Source organism: Labrys sp. LIt4 (assembly GCF_017813775.1).
GTDB classification, from domain to species: Bacteria; Pseudomonadota; Alphaproteobacteria; order Rhizobiales; family Labraceae; genus Labrys; species Labrys okinawensis_A.
Window position 1 is genome coordinate 19,371 of record NZ_JAGIPY010000013.1, and the last position, 18,515, is coordinate 37,885.

General features: G+C 64.5%; 14 protein-coding genes and 1 pseudogene. 12 read left to right on the forward strand and 3 right to left on the reverse strand.

The genetic code is table 11. The features are described 5' to 3' along the window. The first annotated feature begins 42 nt into the window (after positions 1-42). Both J8I29_RS21725 and J8I29_RS21730 read left to right on the forward strand, forming a co-directional pair. On the forward strand, positions 43-1,455 hold the full coding sequence (locus J8I29_RS21725) for a cytochrome P450 (RefSeq protein ID WP_348536125.1): 1,413 nt from the start codon (positions 43-45) through the stop codon (positions 1,453-1,455). Between the two features lie 225 nt (positions 1,456-1,680). After that, the gene (locus J8I29_RS21730) at positions 1,681-2,496 is read left to right on the forward strand and encodes a hypothetical protein (RefSeq protein ID WP_209433252.1); all 816 of its coding nucleotides are present in this window, start codon (positions 1,681-1,683) and stop codon (positions 2,494-2,496) included. 23 nt (positions 2,497-2,519) lie between these two features. On the opposite strand, the gene J8I29_RS21735 is transcribed toward J8I29_RS21730, so the two are convergent. Then, positions 2,520-3,803, reverse strand: coding sequence for an aminotransferase class V-fold PLP-dependent enzyme (locus J8I29_RS21735; RefSeq protein ID WP_209433253.1), 1,284 nt, complete (start codon positions 3,801-3,803; stop codon positions 2,520-2,522). Between the two features lie 177 nt (positions 3,804-3,980). Between J8I29_RS21735 and J8I29_RS21740 the strand changes: the two genes are divergently transcribed. The 9 genes and pseudogenes from J8I29_RS21740 to J8I29_RS30080 all read left to right on the forward strand — a co-directional run bounded on the left by J8I29_RS21740 (position 3,981) and on the right by J8I29_RS30080 (position 14,816). Then, positions 3,981-4,931: a histone deacetylase family protein gene (locus J8I29_RS21740; protein ID WP_209433254.1), complete on the forward strand. Its 951-nt coding sequence runs from the start codon at positions 3,981-3,983 to the stop codon at positions 4,929-4,931. Positions 4,932-5,013: 82 nt separating this feature from the next. Further along, entirely contained in the window at positions 5,014-5,526 is a 513-nt protein-coding gene (locus J8I29_RS21745) for a hypothetical protein (protein WP_209433255.1), read from the forward strand. 117 nt (positions 5,527-5,643) lie between these two features. After that, the gene (locus tag J8I29_RS21750) at positions 5,644-7,695 is read left to right on the forward strand and encodes a caspase family protein (RefSeq protein WP_209433256.1); all 2,052 of its coding nucleotides are present in this window, start codon (positions 5,644-5,646) and stop codon (positions 7,693-7,695) included. A gap of 472 nt (positions 7,696-8,167) precedes the next feature. After that, positions 8,168-10,486 carry an FdhF/YdeP family oxidoreductase gene (locus tag J8I29_RS21755; RefSeq protein WP_209433257.1) on the forward strand — a complete coding sequence of 773 codons (2,319 nt, stop codon included), beginning with the start codon at positions 8,168-8,170 and terminating at the stop codon, positions 10,484-10,486. Continuing rightward, positions 10,483-10,773 carry a hypothetical protein gene (locus tag J8I29_RS21760; protein ID WP_105862247.1) on the forward strand — a complete coding sequence of 97 codons (291 nt, stop codon included), beginning with the start codon at positions 10,483-10,485 and terminating at the stop codon, positions 10,771-10,773. Before J8I29_RS21755 ends, J8I29_RS21760 begins: the two co-directional genes overlap by 4 nt. A gap of 87 nt (positions 10,774-10,860) precedes the next feature. Continuing rightward, positions 10,861-12,084, forward strand: coding sequence for a multidrug effflux MFS transporter (locus J8I29_RS21765; RefSeq protein ID WP_209433258.1), 1,224 nt, complete (start codon positions 10,861-10,863; stop codon positions 12,082-12,084). Positions 12,085-12,823: 739 nt separating this feature from the next. Beyond that, positions 12,824-13,882 carry a methyltransferase gene (locus J8I29_RS21770; protein ID WP_209433259.1) on the forward strand — a complete coding sequence of 353 codons (1,059 nt, stop codon included), beginning with the start codon at positions 12,824-12,826 and terminating at the stop codon, positions 13,880-13,882. A gap of 286 nt (positions 13,883-14,168) precedes the next feature. Continuing rightward, positions 14,169-14,405, forward strand: a pseudogene (locus J8I29_RS30465) (general stress protein); the annotation flags it as partial. Positions 14,406-14,627: 222 nt separating this feature from the next. Next, entirely contained in the window at positions 14,628-14,816 is a 189-nt protein-coding gene (locus J8I29_RS30080; RefSeq protein WP_105862580.1) for a DUF2171 domain-containing protein, read from the forward strand. 68 nt (positions 14,817-14,884) lie between these two features. Here the strand turns inward: J8I29_RS30080 and J8I29_RS21780 are convergent, their stop codons facing one another. Beyond that, complete coding sequence (locus J8I29_RS21780) at positions 14,885-15,298, reverse strand: VOC family protein (protein WP_105862244.1); 414 nt, start codon at positions 15,296-15,298, stop codon at positions 14,885-14,887. A gap of 204 nt (positions 15,299-15,502) precedes the next feature. Between J8I29_RS21780 and J8I29_RS21785 the strand changes: the two genes are divergently transcribed. After that, positions 15,503-16,207, forward strand: coding sequence for a DUF6882 domain-containing protein (locus J8I29_RS21785; protein WP_105862243.1), 705 nt, complete (start codon positions 15,503-15,505; stop codon positions 16,205-16,207). Between the two features lie 53 nt (positions 16,208-16,260). Here J8I29_RS21785 and J8I29_RS21790 read toward each other — a convergent pair whose 3' ends face one another. Continuing rightward, entirely contained in the window at positions 16,261-18,246 is a 1,986-nt protein-coding gene (locus J8I29_RS21790) for a peptidoglycan-binding domain-containing protein (RefSeq protein ID WP_209433260.1), read from the reverse strand. Positions 18,247-18,515 lie beyond the last annotated feature (269 nt).

Here is an 18,515-nt window from a genome sequence, read left to right on the forward strand (position 1 = left end):
GAAGCGATGGAGACCGGTGTGAAGGAAACGGCTTTTCCGGTGATATCCGAGATCACGGGCGACGTCGCCGTCAGCCGCCGCTCCCTGCTGTCGGTGTTTTCGGCCATGATCACCAATCCGCTCAAGGTGATCCCTCCCGAAGCTTTCCACGAACCGCTGGTCGTCACGCGCGACGGCGGCAAATTGCGGGTCTTCATCACCGATCCCGCGCTGATTCACGAAGCGCTTACCGGCAACGCTGCCGTGCTGGGCAAGGGCGAGGATACCAAGCGTGGCCTCGGCCCTGCGCTCGGCGAGGGACTGCTGACCGCAGACGGTGCCCACTGGAAATGGCAGCGCCAGTCGGTTGCGCAGGGCTTCCGGCATGAGAAGCTGCTCGCCTTCCTGCCCGCCATGATCGCCGCCGCGGAACGCACGCGCGCTCGCTGGCTCGAAACTGCTCCCGGCGCCGAGCTCGATATCGGCCATGAGATGATGCACACCACCTTCGACATCATCGTCGAGACGATGATGTCGGGACAGGGGGAGATCGATGTCGAGGCGGTAGAACGGAATATCACGCGGTATCTGGAGGGGTCAGGCTGGAATTTCGCCATGGGCTTGCTGAAGGCACCGGCATGGTTGCCCTTTCCGGGCCGAGCCGGCATCACCGGCTCGGCAGGCTATCTGCGTTCGACCCTGTCGCGCGTGGTGGCCGAGCGCCGGCATGCTTCGGAGCCGCGGCAGGATTTGCTGGGCCTGCTGCTGTCGGCCGTCGACCCCGAAAGTGGGCGGCGCATGAGCGACGAACAGGTGGTCGACAACCTCCTGACCTTCGTGATGGCGGGCCATGAAACCACGGCGCTCGGCCTCGCCTGGACCTTCCATCTGCTCGCGGGTAATCCCGAGATCGAGGCCCGGGCCGTGGCGGAGATCGAGGCGGTGACGAGCGGGACCGGTACGTTGCTGCCCGACCAGGTGGCCCGGCTCGTCTATACCCGGCAGGTGTTCCAGGAAGCGATGCGGCTCTATCCGCCGGCGGCGATCATTCCGCGGGTGGCATTGGCCGACTTCCAGCTCGGCCGGCACACCATTCCTGCCGGCGCAGCGATCTATGTGCCTATCTATGCCGTGCATCGTCATGCCAGTTTGTGGGAGGAGCCGGAGCGTTTCGACCCCGATCGCTTCGATCCGGAGCGGGCGAAAGGGCGCCATCGCTATGCCTATATGCCCTTCGGCGCCGGACCGCGCACCTGCATCGGCAGTGCCTTCGCCATGCTGGAGGCGGTGGCCATTCTCGCCGTGCTGCTGAAAGGCTTCTCGCTGCGCCATATCGACCGGCGTGGCCCTCGGCCCAAGCTTCACATCACGCTGCGGCCTGACCGCAGGCTGCGCATGACGGCCGTGCAACGTCGCTCTAGCGTTTTGCGATTAGACGGAGCCACCAAGAATCGCAAAGACGCGTCAGAACAATGAGTTAGAGAAAATAAGCGTTTACGCTTGAACGCGCTTTGCTCTAGGGGGAAGCGCGAGCGTCTTGTGGATTGCGCGCGGCGATGATCCCGGTTTTCTGAAGGTCATGTCGGTGTAACCCACGGAACTAGACTGGGACTTCTCAAGAAGAAAGCCGCTCTGATCCGCTGACACGTCCGCTGCCCAGCGATAAGACGGGTACATCGTCAATCTGGATCAAGCGGCCCCATGAGTGTGCTAGACGCATTTCCCACCCGGCCTTTGCGGGCAAACCGTATCGGCATCAGCAGCCTCACGGGGTGGTTCGTCATTCTCGTCGGCTTCGCCATTGCCGGCGGCGTGGCCTGGTGGCAGGCCGCGGATTTGTGGCGCGACTACAAGATCAGCCACAATTACGAAATCGCCGACGATGCGCGGATTTCCAATGGCGAGTGCAAGACCCGAAAGTTCATCTTCACCGATTGTTCCGCCACCATCATCGCACCCGATGGCGCCAGGACCAGAGTGGAGATGATGTTCGTGGATATGCACACCGGAGACTATGAAACCGGGGTCGTGCGCTCGCGCGAGGACGCCCGGCTGCTCACGCTGGAACTGGGCGTCGAGAAGATCAGCGATCGCATCCTCATCTTTCTCGCCTTTGTCGGCGGGTTTGCCGCCCTTGGCATCGCTGGCTTTGCCATGCTGCTCAAGGCATCGAGGCTCAAGCGGGCGGTGGCCGAACCGGTTGTCATGAGGCCTGTCGTCGCCAAGGTCTTGACGCAGGCCCGGACCTGGCTGAACCAGACGATCAAGTATGAATATTCACTCGACGGCAAGACCCGCAAGGCGACCAGCGTCCTGAAGAAGAAGGAGACGCCGTTCTTCATCGACACCGAGGAGCGCCACGTGCTCGCGGTCGTACCCCAAACCACCTCGACGCCGATCCTGCTCGATGCCGGGCTCGAAATGCTCGATCTTACCGACCAGGAGCGTACCGCCGTCCGGGCGGCGGTCTCGCCGGTGCAGGATGACATCCGGGTCGACCGCAGCACGCGCTGGTGAAGGACGCGCTGGCGCGTTTGGCTTCAGGCCGCCACCACCGTCAGGGCGGCGACGAGCCGGTCGAGTTCGGCCTCGGTCGTGTAGACGGCCGGGGAGACGCGGATGCACTGGCCGGCGGCCACGCCGGCGCGGCGCACGGTGAGCACCTTAAACTCGTCCCTCAGCCGCGTGACGATGGCGGCATTGTCGTCCTTGCCCACCTTGCCCTTGATCCGGAACGAAGTGATGCCGGCATGCAGGGCCGGATCGTTTGGCGTAAGGACCTCGATGGCACCGATGCCGGCGATGCGCTCCACCCAGTAATTGCGCAGATGGCTGACCCGGGCATGCTTGGCCGCAACGCCGATCGTCTGGTGCAAATCGAGCGCTGCCGGAATGGTGAGCGCGGCGGCGAAATTGAGCGTGCCGGTGTGGATGCGCGAGCGGATGTCCTCGGCGGGCCAGTCCTTGTCGCCCATATGGGTGTCGATGTCGGCGAGGCGGCCCTTGCGGATATAGAGGAAGCCGAGCCCGACCGGCGCGCCGATCCATTTGTGCAGGTTGAAGCCGGCGAAGTCGACACCGAGATCGGCCATGTCGAGCGGCAACTGGCCCCAGCTATGGGCTGCATCGAGGATGACGTCGACGCCCTTGGCGCGTGCCATCGCCGCGATCTCGCGCACCGGCATCACCAGTCCGGTGCGGTGGGAGAGATGGGTGAGCAGCAGGAGTTTCGCCCTGGGCGTCTCCTCCAGCACCTTTCGGTAGGTCTCCAGCACGGCCTCGCGCGTGGCCGGCTCGGGGATGGCGAAGGTCTTGACCGCGACGCCGCGGCGGCTCTCGAGCATGCCCATGGCATATTGCATGGAATCGTAATCGAGGTCCGCATAGAGCACGGCATCGCCGGGCTGGAGCTTGTTGTAACCGGCAATCAGCGTCTGCAGCGCCTCGGTGGCGCCGCGGGTGATGGCGATCTCCTCGGGCGAGACGCCGAGCGCTCCGGCGACGCGGTCGCGCACCGCGGCGAAATCGGCATCGAAGGATTTGCGGGCATAGACCGTGTTCTGGCGGTTCACGCGCTGGATGTTCCCGACATAGGTCTCCAGCACGGGCCGGGCCATGATGCCCCAATAGCCGTTTTCGAGATTGGCGGTGGAGCGGTCGACGTCATAGAGGTCGCGGACGCCGGACCAGAAGCCGGCGTCGGTGGCGAGCTTGCTCGGGTCAGGCGTGGGCAGGGCAACGCCCTCGGCCGCCTGCGCCGGCCGCGTCGCCGCCATCACGGTGGTCAGCAGCCCGCTGATCAGGAAATTGCGACGCTGGATCATGGTAGCCCCCGAATAATGCGAGTCGAAACTGCCGGTCTGGATAGGGCTGGGGTGTGACGGGGGAATGAAGGGAGAGCCACCTTCAGTCGCTGCGAGAACAAGGATCTTGTAGGGAAGGTATTTTTCTGTTCTCTATATGTTCAAATCTATATTCAGCGGTGGTAACGACGGAGACCTATGACCACGCTTTATGTCTCCCACCCCTCCGGCCTCGATCATCACACAGGTGGTTTAGCCGAACGTCCTGAGCGACTGCTTGCGATCGAGGAAGGTTTGGCAGGACCGGAATTTGCCAGCCTGCGGCGCGAATTGGCGCCGCGAGGTACGGTCGAGACTCTTCTGCTCGTGCATGCACCAGAATACATCGAACACGTTATGGCAGTGGCGCCACGGGAGGGCTTTTATCGCCTCACCGATACCATGGTGATGTCGCCCGGTACGCTGGAGGCGGCAATGCATGGCGTGGGTGGTGTGACCTTCTGTGTCGACGAAGTGATGAGTGGGCGGGCACGCAATGCCTTGCTCGCCACCAGGCCCAACGGACATCATGTCAAATATGACGCATCCGGCGGTGGGGGAATGTTCAACAAGGCCGCGATAGCGGCACGCCATGCCCAGGTCGCCCATGGTGCTGACAGGGTCGCTATCCTGGATTTCGATGCTCATCACGGGGATGGCGCGCAGGACATCTTCTGGGGTGATCCGGATGTGATGGCCTGTTCGACGCATGAAATGCCGCTCTATCCCGGCACCGGCAAGGCGCGCGAGCGGGGTGCCCATGGCCAGATCGTCAACGTGCCTCTGAAGGCTGGCGATGGTGGGGAGGCTTTTCTCGCAGCCTGGCGCGACATCATCCTACCACGTGTTGTGGAGTTTCGGCCCAGTCTCATCGTCATAGCGGCCGGTTTCGACGCTCATAGCGAGGACAGGCTTAGCCATCTCGAACTGCAGGACGAGGACTACGCTGCGGTGACCCGCTCGATCATGGCGGTCGCCGACAAGATCTGCGGCGGCCGTATCGTCTCGGAGGTCGAGGGCGGCTACAGGTTGGAGCCGTTGGCACGGTCAGTGCGCGCGCATGCGCTGGCATTGATGGGTATACATTCCGATTTGGTAAATCATTCTTGAGATTGATGAATTTCCTATTGTAGCAAAGTATCGTTATCGTCATTCCGTTACGTTTGGATTCACAGAACGGCGGGATTTATTCATGAAGATGCTTGTGACTCTCCTATTGAGCCTGTTGCTGATGGCCGCGGCGTGGGCCGGGCCGGTCCGTGACGGGAAAACCGGCCTGGGTGTGGGCGACTTATCCTGGGAGTTTACCGTCACGCGGGCGTTCAAGCCTGACGGCGCGGCTTTTGAGATCTCCCGCGCAGCCTGGGGAATCGGCAATTGCAAGGTGGCCTTCACCGCCGGTGCGAGGGGCGGCAAGGCGGCCGCCCAGCCGGGACGGGCCGGCCTGCTCCAGGCGGCACAGCAGGAACTCAACGGCAACTTTCGCGTGGGAAGTGTGAGGGATATCAGCCAGCAGGGCGTAGCGGGCATCACCTTCACCGCCGACTTCGTCAGCGAGTTCCCCGGCAAGCCCCGCCATCTTTGGACCGTCTTCGAAACGGCCAAGGGCCGGACTGCCATCAGTTGCTATGCGCTCGGGTCTCGGTTCGACCGTTGGCGCCCGGATTTCGAGACAGTCACCAAGGCAGTCGTGATTCCGAAGTAGGGGGCGGGTTGGAGGGCTGAAAGCCTGAAACGGCCATGGACATTGGCGCCCACTTGAGCCATCGGAGAAGGGCGCGCCGCTTAATCGCGGCCCTGGAGCCCCAACGCCGGTTGCCCGATGACACGCTGCCTTGCTTTGCTGTTCTTCTTCGTCCTGGCCGTTATGCCGGACACAGCCCTTGCCGGCCGGCGCGTGGCGCTGCTGATCGGCAATAGCGACTATGCCAAGGTGCCGCGCCTCGCCAATCCAGGGCGCGACGTCGGGCTGCTGAAGGAGACGCTGCAGAAGGCCGGCTTCGATGCGGTCGATACCGTCGTCGATGCCGACCGCGCCGGCATGATCGCGGCATTGCGCCGCTTCCAGGCCAGCGCCTCGGGCGCTGACATCGCCGTGATCTATTTTTCGGGGCACGGCATCGAGATCGGCGGCGAGAACTATCTGGTGCCGACCGATGCGCATCTGTCCAGCGATCGCGATGTCCAGGACGAGACGCTGGCGCTTTCGCGGGTAGTCGAGGCAACGGACGGCGCGGGGCAGCTCAAGCTGGTGATCCTGGATGCCTGCCGCAACAATCCCTTCCTCGCCAGGATGGCACGCACGCGCGGCACGCGCTCCGTCGGCAAGGGGCTGGCGCGGGTCGAGCCGGAAGGGGACAATGTGCTCGTCGCCTATGCCGCGCGCGAGGGCAGCGTGGCGCTGGACGGCAACGGCATCAACAGCCCTTATGCACAGGCCCTGGCGCGTTATCTCGCCCAACCCGGCCTCGACATCCGCCTCGCCCTCGGCAAGGTGCGCGACGACGTGCTCAACGCCACCGACCGGCAGCAGACGCCGTTCTTCAACGGTTCGCTGGGTGGCGACGTCATTACTCTGGCGCCGGCCGGCGGCGGGCCGGTAGCGATGGTCCCGCCGGCCGAACCGCCTCCGCCCGTCGAGCCGCAGCCCCGCAAGCAGACCAAGTTCACGCCGCTGGCGGTGCCGCCCTCCCTGTTTCAGAACGGCGGGGCCGGTAGCGGGGCGATGCTGCGCATGACCGATCCGCGTGTCTGGCAAGTGGTCAAGGATGTCGACATGCCGGAGGTGATCGAGGAATTCCGCGACCGTTATCGCGATTCCCGCAATGCGGGCGAAGCCGAGGAAAGGCTCAAGCAGCTCCTGGGTGTCAGCGAGCTCGACCCGCTGCCGCCGCCGGCCGGCGAGCGCATCCCGGCCCCCGAAACCGAATGCGATCGCATCGGCGCGGCCCCGCTCGACCCCGACACCGTGATGCGGCGTACCCGTGCGGCCTCGCCCAAGGAGATCGTGGCGGCTTGCGAGGCGGCGCTCAAGCAATATCCGCGCGAGCGGCGCTTCATGCGCCAGCTCGGCGATGCGCTGGCCGATGCCGGACAGAAGGATAAGGCGCTGGGTATGAATCTGCGGGCCGGCATCGCCGGCAGCCAGGGCGGCTGGATCAGCGCTGCCCGCCTGTTCAAGGCGAGAGCCGGCGGGGCCAGCAATCCGGATGGCAACAGCTCCATCTCCCTCACCCTGGCCTGGCAGCAGCCGCTGGGTTCCTTCTTCTTCAAACGCGGTTTCGTCGAGCCTTTCGAGCGCATGCAGGGCAAGGCCGGTGTCACGCGCGAGCTGAGCAAGGCCGCCGCGGCCGGCGACCAGGCGGCCAATGTCTGGATCGGCTATATGTATCTCTTCGGCTTCAACGTGCCGAAGGACTATGCCAAGGGCATGGCGGCGCTGGACAAGGCTCGCCTGCCGCGGCCCGAGGACACCGGCATCCATCTCGCCTTGATGCTGAAGACCGGCTACGGCGTCCGGCAGGATGCCAAGGAGGCGCTGGAGGAGCTCGGCGAGGCCCAGAAGGCCGATAACAGCTACGCCACCTACCAACTCGCCTTGATGTATCTCGACGGTCTCGGCGTGCCGCAGAACTATGCGGCCGCCGCTCGCATGATGGCCGATGCCGCTATCGGCGGGGATCCGCGCAGCGTCGAGGATATCCTTTCCAATTTCGCCAAATGGCCCAGGGAATACCGGGTCGTGCTGCAGCAGGAATTGCTCAAGCGCAACCTCATCGAGGGCAAGGCCGATGGCGAGCTCGCAGCCGGCATGGCGGAAGAACTTCGCAAGCTCGCTCCGACGCCGACCGCACCCGTGGCGGCTACCCCGTAGTTGCCAGCTCTCCTCGAACGTCACGCGTGAAAAGCTCAGCATTTCCGAGACCTGGTATAGGTGACCGTTCGGTTTCGACCATTCCTCATGCGACACTGGCGTACTCCCGTTTTCGCGGTACGGTTCGAGGCCGTTTGCTGAAATAGCTTGCGTCATGACCCGGTATGAGCGTGGCGCTGATGGGCCATGCAACATGTGCAGATCTACTTGAGATAATTGGAGTTGATGCCTTTGAAATAGGCATGGAGCCCGTTTTCGTGTCGCTGATGTGTCTATAGCGACATGTTATTGCACAATATGACTGGCAGCTGATCGTGTACGCAGTTTGTAATTCGTATAAATATGAACAGGGTTGTCGATAAATACTGAATGACGGCGATATCCTATCGCGCGATAGAATATTTCGATTTGATAAAGCCGAGGATCGTCCATATGTCGCGAGGGCAGTTTTTCAGATCGTCGCGAGCCCTCCATGACCGAGACCACCAAGACCGAGGCCAGCAAGAGCGGGCTTCGCAAGGCAGCCGCCGGTGGCTGGGGAGCGCTCAAGAGCTGCGGCCGGCATCTGCTGGCGAGCGGCTCGCCTCTGACAGGCGCGCGCACCATGCTGAAGGCGAACCAGCCCGATGGCTTCGACTGTCCCGGCTGCGCCTGGGGTGACCCCGAGCATGGCTCCTCCTTCGAGTTCTGCGAGAACGGCGTCAAGGCCGTGGCCTGGGAGTCGACGGACAAGCGCATCACGCCGGTTTTCTTCCGGGAACACACGCTCGCCGAGTTGAGCCGCTGGACCGATTACGAGCTGGAGGCCCAGGGCCGGCTGACCCACCCGATGCGCTACGACCAGGGCAGCGACCGCTATGAGGCGATCACCTGGGACGAGGCCTTTCGCGAAATCGGCGCTCATCTCAACGCGCTGGCCGATCCGAACCAGGCCGAGTTCTATACGTCGGGCCGGGCCAGCAACGAGGCCGCCTTCCTCTATCAGCTCTTCGTGCGGCTCTACGGCACCAACAATTTCCCGGACTGCTCCAACATGTGCCACGAGGCGAGCGGCGTCGCCCTGCGCCAGGCCATCGGCGTCGGCAAGGGCACGGTGCTGCTGGAGGATTTCGAGGAGGCGGACGCCATCTTCGTTGTCGGCCAGAATCCCGGCACCAACCATCCCCGCATGCTCGGTGACCTCAGGCGTGCGGCGATGCGCGGTGCCCGCGTGGTGGTGTTCAACCCGGTGCGCGAGCGTGGCCTCGAACGCTTCGCCGATCCGCAGGACAAGCTCGAAATGCTGCGCGGCGGCTCCAAGCCGGTCGCCAGCGACTATTTCCAGCCGCGCCTCGGCGGGGACATGGCCGCCTTCCGCGGCATGGCCAAGACCGTGTTCGCCCGCGACGACGCCGAGCGCGCCGCCGGCCGGCCGAGCCTGCTGGACGAAGCCTTCCTGGCCGAGCACACCCATGGCCTTGCCGCCTATCGTGCCGCCGTCGACGCGACGAGCTGGGAGGAGATCGAGGACCAGTCGGGCCTGACGCAGGTCGAGATCGAGACGGCCGCCGACATTTATCTGTCGGCCGAGAAGGTGATCTGTACCTGGGCCATGGGCGTGACGCAGCATCTCCATTCGGTGGCCACCATCCGCGAGATCGCCAACCTCCTGCTGCTGCGCGGCCATGTCGGCCGTCCCGGCACGGGTCTGTGCCCGGTGCGCGGGCATTCCAACGTGCAGGGCGACCGAACCGTCGGCATCAACGAGAAGCCGCCGGCGGCCTTTCTCGATGCGCTGGCCCGCGAATTCGGCTTCGAGCCGCCGCGCGCCGACGGCCACAACGTGCTCGCCGCCATCGGCGCGATGCTCGACGGCAGCTCCAAGGCCTTTGTCGGGCTCGGCGGCAATTTCGCCCGCGCCACACCGGATTCGCCCCTGGTGGAAAAGGCGCTCCGGGCCTGCGACCTCACCGTCCACATCGCTACCAAGCTCAACCACTCGCATCTGATGCCGGGGCGTGCCGCCTATCTGCTGCCCTGCCTCGGCCGCACCGAGGTCGATCGCAACAGCGCCGGCAAGATCCAGATCGTCACGGTCGAGGATTCGATGAGCATGGTGCACGGCTCGGGCGGCATCAATCCGCCGGCCTCCAGGGAATTGCGCTCGGAAGTCGCCATCGTCGCCGGCATCGCCGCCGCGACCGTCGGGTCGGACAAGGTCGACTGGGCGGCGCTTGCCGACAATCACGACCTCATCCGGGACAGGATCGCCCGCACCATTCCCGGCTTCGAGGACTATAATGTGAGGGTGCGTAAGCCCCGCGGCTTCCATCTGCGCAATGCCGCGGCCGAGCGCGAATGGAACACGCCGACCGGGCGCGCCAATTTCGCCGCCGTGCCCCTGCCGGAGGCGACAGCGTTCCAGCAGGCGCGGGGGCGCAAGGGCGTGTTCGTGCTGCAGACCTTCCGCTCGCACGATCAGTACAACACCACGATCTACGGCCATGACGACCGCTACCGCGGCATCAAGGGCGAGCGCCGGGTGATCTTCATCCATCCTGACGACATTGCCGCCATCGGCGCTGCGCCCGGTGACTCCGTCGATCTCGTCGGCGAGCATGATGACGGCATCACCCGTGTCGCCGAGAATTTCCGCCTGGTTTCCTACGACATCCCGCGCGGCTGCATCGCGGGCTATTACCCCGAGGCGAACGTGCTGGTGCCCTTGTCCAGCGCCGGCGAGGAAAGCGATACGCCGACCTCCAAATCGGTGCTGGTCTCGCTGCGGCGCCGGGTGGCGGTGGCCGCATGAGCGAGGAAGAAGAGGATCTGCTGGCGACGATCGAGGCGATCCGGCGGCTCGACCCGCGCCTTTCGCCGCTCGACGGCGTCATCCTCGCTGCCGTGACCCTGGATATCGCCGACGATACCCGCAGCTTCGCCAGGCTGTTCGAGGTGGAGCATGCCCTGGTGATCCGCGCCGCGCACGAACTCACCGAGGAGGGACGCTGGCTCGACGTGGTGGAACGCCAAGCGCGCACGCAACGCACCAAGGTGGCGATCAGCCCAGCGGGCAGGGCGCGGCTCGCCGGGCTGTAAGGACGCAAGGTGACACCGCCCGCCCGCCAGACCCTATCGGCGGGCACCGGAATCATCCTATGAAAAGCCACTCATAGGAATCCCATCATGACCGATACGACAAGCCGCGCGCCCGTGGTGGGCAGGCTCGGGCGCACGGAATTCATCGTGCTGGTGGCCAGCCTGGTTGCCGTCAACGCCTTTGCGATCGACATCATGCTGCCGGGCCTGCAGCAGATCGGTGCCAGCCTCGGCGAAGCCGATCCCAACCGGCGGCAATTGGTGATCCCGGCCTATCTGCTCGGCTTCGGCCTGCTTCAACTCGTATTCGGGCCTCTGTCCGATCGTTTCGGCCGGCGCGGGCCGCTGCTGGTCGGGCTCGGCATCTATTGCGTGGCGGCCTTGTTCGCCTTCTCGACCTCGAACTTCAATGCCCTGGTTGCCCTGCGATTCATCCAGGGGAGCGGCGCGGCGGCCTCTGCCGTGATCGCCACTGCGCTGGTGCGCGACGTCTTCGCCGGCAACCAGATGGCGAAGATCATGTCACTGGTGTTCACCGTGCTGATGCTCTCGCCCATCCTCGCGCCCTCGCTCGGCCAGGGGCTGATGACGGTGATGGACTGGCGCGGCCTGTTCGGCTTCATGGCGGGGTGGGGAGCGATCGTGATCGCCTGGGTCTGCTGGCGCCTGCCGGAGACGCTGCAGCCCGAGCATAAGCGCCCGCTCAGCCTCAAGGCCGTGATCGAAGGCTTCGGCATCGTCTTCGCCAACCGGATTTCGCTCGCCTACATCATCGGCATGGCGGCCTTGTTCGGTGCGCTGATGGGCTTCCTCAATTCTTCCCAGCAGATCTATCGCGACGTCTTCAGCGTCGAGGCAATGTTCCCGCTGTTCTTCGCCGGCGGCGCGGCCTGTTCGGCGTTGGGAGGCATGGTGAATGCGCAACTGGTCAACCGCTACGGCATGCGGCTCCTGTCCTGGCTGGCGCTCGGCGTGTTCGGCGCGGCGGCCCTGACCATCCTCGTCGCAGCCTTGCTGCAGGCGCTGCCGCTCTGGCTGTTCTTCGGGCTCAGCGCGGTGCAATTCCTGGTCTTCAGCATGATTCTATCGAATTTCGGTGCCCTGGCCATGGAGCCGCTCGGCGAAGTGGCGGGCACCGCCGCCTCTACCCAGGGCTTCCTCCAGATGGTGCCGGGCGCCGCGATCGGCATCCTGATCGGCCAGGTTTTCGATGGTACCGTGATCCCTCTTGCCGTCGGTTATGTCGCCATGGTTGCGCTGACGGCCGCCTGCGTGAGGCTGATGGCGGGGAAGGGACGCGTCGCGGGCTGACAACGCGGCCGCCGAAAGCAGGGCGGAGGTCTCCGCAGGTGGGGATGAGCGCCGAGAGTGAGAGTGGCATTGCTGGTTATGATTGCCGCATTCTTCTTGCCAGAACGGGCTTCTTTTTGGCGTGATGCTCTTGAAATAACCCTACGGCAATAAAAAAGGGAGGTCCGAAAACCTCCCTTAGATTTCAGTTTTATCCGGTCATCAAGGTCGAAAATCGCGCTGGTCTCTGCCTGGGGCGGCAATGACGCTGGCGATTGACATCCCCAACTTCCATTCTTCCCTGTAATAGGGTCGTTGATGGCGAAGATTATACGCACTTTTTGCAATGTCAACCGGATCGAGGGAGTACATTCAAGTAGTATTGCAGAAAATACCGTTTCATAAGGACGCCTCAATAATGTTTGTTCGTATGCTAACGTTTGCTTCAGGTCATTTTCCCGCTGAAGGAGCGATCACTCCTGGCCTGTTCGGCGACAGAGCTTCGAGCCCACTTCGAGGCAGGACGGGTTCGCGGAAACCTAACGCTTTTCTCCGCGATTACCGTAGAGAATTCCGAGGTAACGGAAGGCCTTAGCAAGGTTGAAGCGCTGTTTGCGGTGGTCGGCCACCCATTGGGCAGAAGGAGGGGGCTGCTCCGGAATGGTAGGATCCAACCCTATCAATTCCGTGCGGGGCATCGCCACTCATGCTATTTTGGATTGCAGATCTGGTCCATTACAAGCCACCCCGGAGAGGCGCCATGGACGACAAGGCCCGCGCAGATTCAGCCCAGCCCATCTCCCCGCCGGTCCAGGAGCCTCCCCCGCCTGTCAAGCTGATCCAGATTGCGATGGGCAACTGGGTCTCGCGCATGGTTTGGGCGGCGGCCAAACTGGGGCTTGCCGATCACCTCGTCGCCGGTCCGCGCAGTGCCGAAGAGCTGGCCGGGCCCCTTGGCCTGCACGCGCCCTCGCTGCACCGCTTCATGCGCTGCCTGGCCAGCCTGGGCGTCCTCGGCGAACGCACCGGCCAGCGTTTCGCCCTGACGGAGCTGGGCGAGGCGCTCAGGACCGGTGCGCCGGGTGCCGCACGGTCCACGGTGCTGACCTTCGGCAGTCCCTGGTTCGTCGGCCCCCTCGACGAGATCATCTATTCGCTGCAGACCGGCAAGACAGCCTTCGAGAAGGTGCATGGCATGCCGCTGTTCGACTATCTCGGCCAGCATCCGGAGGAAGCCTCCCTGTTCAGCGAGACCATGGTCGGCGTGAATGGCCAGGAACCGGAGGCCGTCGCCGCGGCTTACGACTTCTCGTCGTTCGGCACCATCGTCGATGTGGGCGGAGCCACCGGCAATCTGCTCGGCACGATCCTGGCCCGGCATCCGGGACCGCGCGGCGTCCTGTTCGACCGGCCCTATGTGGTGGCCGAGGCGCCGGCGCTGCTCGAGGCGCGCGGCGTGAGGGAGCGCGTCACGATCAAGCCTGGCGACTTCTTCGAGACGGTTCCCGCCGGCGGCGATGCCTATGTGCTTTCCCATATCATTCATGACTGGAGCGAGGCCCAGTGCCTCGCCATCCTCGGCAACGTCCGCAAGGCGATGCAGCCCGATGGGCGGCTCCTGCTCGTCGAGATGGTGCTGCCCGCCGGTGACGCGCCCCATCCCGGCAAGCTGCTGGACATGGTGATGCTGGCGCTGCCCGGCGGCCAGGAGCGCACGGAAGAGGAATACCGCCAGCTTCTCGCCAAGGCCGGTTTCCGCCTCACTCGCGTGGTGCCGACGGAGTCCGCCGTGGGCGTGGTGGAGGCGGTGCGGGAATAGGAAAGGCGCGGCCCGGACTTTTGGGAGGCGGTCTTTCATGGTGACCGAAAGCCGGATGGCGGGCGGGAGCGCCGAGCGCCGATCTTGAGATCGGCACGCTGCAGATGCGTTCCTGCCGCTCAAAAGAGCCGTGGAGAGCAGGGATTCCGGCTCCGTGCTCGATCCTTTCCCGCCGGCGATTTGCACTTTCGATGGAACGCAGACGCCGTTCGGGGATTGTCTTGGGTGAAATGTCCTCTCACCCAAGACCCGTGGCCTCCACGGTCGGATGCAAAGGAAGACTGCCATGACCGAGATCATCACCGGCTTCTACGACAATCGATCCGATGCCCAAGCCGCGTTCGAGCAATTGCTGTCGGCCGGGTTTGCCCGCGACCAGATCACGCTCAATACGAAAGACGAGAGTTCCGACTATGTGCGCGACGAAGACGCCACCTCCTACGATCACCGGCGCGACGAGGGCGGCTTCTGGGCGATGCTCAAGCATTTCTTCTTCCCCGACGAGCGGCGCTACCTCTATAGCGAGGGCCTGAGTCGCGGCGGCACGCTACTCACAGTCGAGGCCGAAAACCACCAGATCGAAACCGCCCGGATGATCATGCAGGAATATGGCTCGATCGACCTGCCGGCGCGGGCCGAGAGCTGGCGCCAGAGCGGCTGGCCGGGCTATGCGGCTGCGGCCCCGGACGGCGCGCCGCTTTCCTCCGAACACTCCGCGGCGGCCGGAGGCGACATCCGCGAGAACATGGAGGTCATCACCTCCGATGGCGTAAATATCGGCACGGTCGACGATCTTGGCGACGACCAGATCAGGCTCGCCAAGAATACCTCGCCCGATGGCGTGCATCATTTCGTGCCGCTGGACTGGGTCGACCATGTCGATGCGCAGGTGCATCTCAAGCGCAAGGCACCGGAGGTGCAGGCGGTCTGGTAGGACCGTTCGGCACAGGCCGCGTGACGACGGGTGCCTGAGAGGGCGCCCGTCCTATGCGTGTGGCCTGCCTATCGCGCGAACACGCCGTCGAAATCCTTGAAGCCCTTGATCTCGATCGGATTGCCGCTCGGGTCGCGGAAGAACATGGTGCGCTGCTCGCCGGGCTCGCCCTCGAAGCGGATCACCGGCGGGATCTCGAAGGCGATGCCGGCTTTTTCCAGACGGGCGGCCAGGGCCAGCCAGTCGTCGAGCGGCAGGATCACGCCGAGATGTGGCATCGGCACCAGGTGATCGCCGACCTTGCCGGTGCGGCTGGTGGCGAAAGGCGTGCCGAGATGCAGCGAAATCTGGTGGCCGAAAAAGTCGAAATCCACCCAGCTCTGCGTGCTGCGCCCTTCCTCGCACCCGAGCACCTCGCCATAGAAGCGGCGGGCCTCGTCGAGATCGGTGACGTGATAGGCAAGGTGGAACAGCGAACGCATGGTGGTCTCCTCAGGTCACGAGGGGAGGGTAGCTGAAAAGCCGACCGCGGTTCAACGCCGCTTGCGGCCTGGTCGGGCCCTCGGCGGCGTGATGATAGGGCGCCGTGTTCCCTTCGACATTGCGCCGTCGTGACCCAGATGCAGAAATGCGGCGGCCCGGTCAGCCCGATCGGCCCCCGCATGCGGCAATCCAGGACAGCAGCAATGACCACCAGCCTGAACGACCTGTTCTCCGCGGAAGCCGGTTCGGCTTTCGCCCGGCAATTGGCGCTCGGCGATCTGGTGGGCGACCGCCCCTGGAGCGTCGACATCGGGCGCGGCGAGATTGCCTTCGGCAGCGATCTTTCCTTCCCGATCCAGGTTCTCGGCACCTGCTCGGAACAGGACAACAGCTGGCTGTGGGCCTGGGCCAACCAGCAGAGCGACCTGCCGGCCTCAGTCCTCGCGGCCAGCCTGCGCATCAGGGACATTGGCCGCCAGCGCGGCATCGGGGAATTCGTCGAGCCGAAATTCATGCTCGGCACCGTCACCGATCACATGCTCGCCATGCTGTGCGGCGCCCTCCTGGACAGGAGCTGCTATTACCGGGCGTCTTATCAGGGTGGTGCCGTCTTTCTCCTGCTCGACAACCTGCCCGCCTCGATCCGCGCGCCGGTGGCGCCGGAGCGGGTGAACACGGTGCTGATGCAGGTCGTCAGCAATTTCGAACTCGATCACCGCATCATGGCCGAGAACTTCCTGCGCCAGCAGGGCTTTGCGCTGAAGGCGGAGCCTGCACAGCTCTCGGCCACGCGGGAAGCCGATGGCGCGGAAGTCACACTCGCCTTCGATGCACAGCGGCGGATCGCCAAGGTCGAGGGCATCATCAAGCCCCCCGCGGCGAAGAAGCCCTGGTGGAAACCATGGTGAGGAGCGGCGCTGGCGAGAACGCATGAGCCGAAGGTCACCAATTCCCCATCCCCTCAGGCCAGCACCTTGTCGCCCGGCATGATGGCGGACATGAATTTGTAGCCGCGGTTCACGCCGTAGCGCGGATCGGCCTTGATCAGCGCCATGAACTGGCGGTGGCCGTTCCTGGCGCGGCCGACGAGGCAGCCGGCGCTGGTGCGTCCGAGGTCGCCCTGCGGCGCGTCGTAGCCCCAATGCTGGTTGATGGCGAACAGGCCGGTGTCCAGGCGGTCGCCAGTGCGCTTGAAGTCCTTGTTGAGGTCCCGGAAGACGCCGACAGGCTCGGCCTGGACGAGGGCCTCATGGGCGGACGGCGAGCCGGCATGGTGGGTGCCGACCACCCAGGCCTTGTACTGGTTGAAGGCGATCCTGGCCGCGCCTCCGGGATTCATCGGATGGATGGTCCAGAAATCGCCCGGCTCGGTGGTGCCCTCCCAGAGCGAGTCCTTGAAATCCGGGCGTCCGTTCCTGTCGATGGCGAAGACGATCCGAAGGTCGTTGAAGACGTTGTGCCGGTCGTCATTCAGCGTGCCGTTCGCGTCCACCCCTTCGAGATAGGCGATGTTCCGGCAGTCGGGATGGCGGCAGATGAAGTATTTCTGCGCCTTCATATAGGCGATGACCTTGTCGAACCAGGTTCCGGTCGCGGCGATCTCCGGCAGGAACGCCGTCGGCTCGAGCAGCCGGCGGGCGATGGCGCCGCTGAAGCCGCCGGCGAGCGAGATGCCGTTCAGGTCGCAGAATTCGCTCAGCGCCCAGAGCGAGACCGGGCCGAATTTGCCGTCGGCGGGCGGATCGAGAAAGCCCAACTCCGAGAGCCGCCATTGGATCGCCTTGACCAGGCTGGTCTTGCCGCCCAGATCGGCCACCGGGATGGCGGCGCCGTCGAATTGCGACAGCGAGGTCGTGCCGCCGCCCGCCGCTGCGGTGCCGCTTTTGCGGAACTTGGCGGGCACGATATGGCTGTCGAGATAGTCGTTCAGCCAGGCCCGGTAGGCCCGGGTGGTGTCGCCGCCGGCGGCGTCGACATAGGTCTGCGCCTTGCTGCGCCCGATCTGGGTGACCAGGTCGCTAAAGGTGTAGGATGCCGTCTGCTTCAGGAAGGCCTGCGCCCCGCCGAGCCCTTCATGGTGGGCGATATAGATGAAGCGGGCCTTCTCGTCGTCGCCGATCTGGTCGTCGACCAGCCCTTCGGCGATCAGGGCGCTCAAGTTGAACGACCCATATTCGGCCGCCGAGACGATCGCGAGCTCCGGATCGAAGCGCAGGTCGAGCAGGGCCTGCTTGCGCGCGGCCACGACGTCGTTGGCGGCGCTGATGAAGCCCCTGGCCTTGCAGACCTGGTTCAGCAGCGTCTTCCGGTTGATGGCATGCGAGATCCAGGTGCTGTCGAGGAATTGCGTGAGCCCGGCCGCGCTGCTGGTGCCGGCCTTGGAGTTGCTGTTCCACTGGCCGCCCGGCAGTTTCGCCGCCTCGGCATCGATGAGGGCGGCGAGCGCGGCGGCGTCGATATCGGTGATGCCGTGGGCCTTCAGGAGGGACGCGCGATAGATCTCGTTCGGCCCCAGGCTGAGCTCGTCGCCGGCATCGGAGCCCGGCCCTGCGACATCCTCTCCGCCGGTGTCGCCGCCGCCGGCCGGCCGGTCGCTGGTGTCGATCCAGCCTTCGGCGGCGCTGCCGTCCTCCAGCCGGATCCGCACCTTCTTCCAGGGCGGCAGCTGGGCGCGTTCCTCGATGATGCTGCCCGTCACGGGCCTCGGTGTGCCCAGCGGCTCGTCATAGAGCTTGAACACTGTCGCCTGCGCGATCTTCAGCATGTCGGCGTGCAGCCAGCCGAGATAGGTCTGGACGGCCTTGTCGGTGAACGAAACCTTGGCCCAGCTCGATAGCTCCCGCAGCTGCGAAACCCGATCCCCCGCCGAAAGGCTGACGAGCGCCACGGAGGAATCGTCGGGATCCGGCAAAAGCGGCGCCTTCGAAATCACGATGCAATCAGCCATGGCAGCCCCTCCCGGTGGTCGTGCGGTTTTTACTTCCCTGGCCCCGCACTCATCGTGACGCGAAAAGAATTCAGGAGTTCACGGCCGGAAAAGCGATGCTTTCCGGAATCGATCATCACAATAGACGCGCACGGATGCGATGCAGGGCGAGGTCTTCTGCTACGAAATCGGGTATTTCAGGCGTGGATAGTTCACCGATAAGGTACGCACCGCCGGACGATGTTTTCAACGACTGTTTTGATGGATGCGCGCTGCTTTTCACGGGGCTG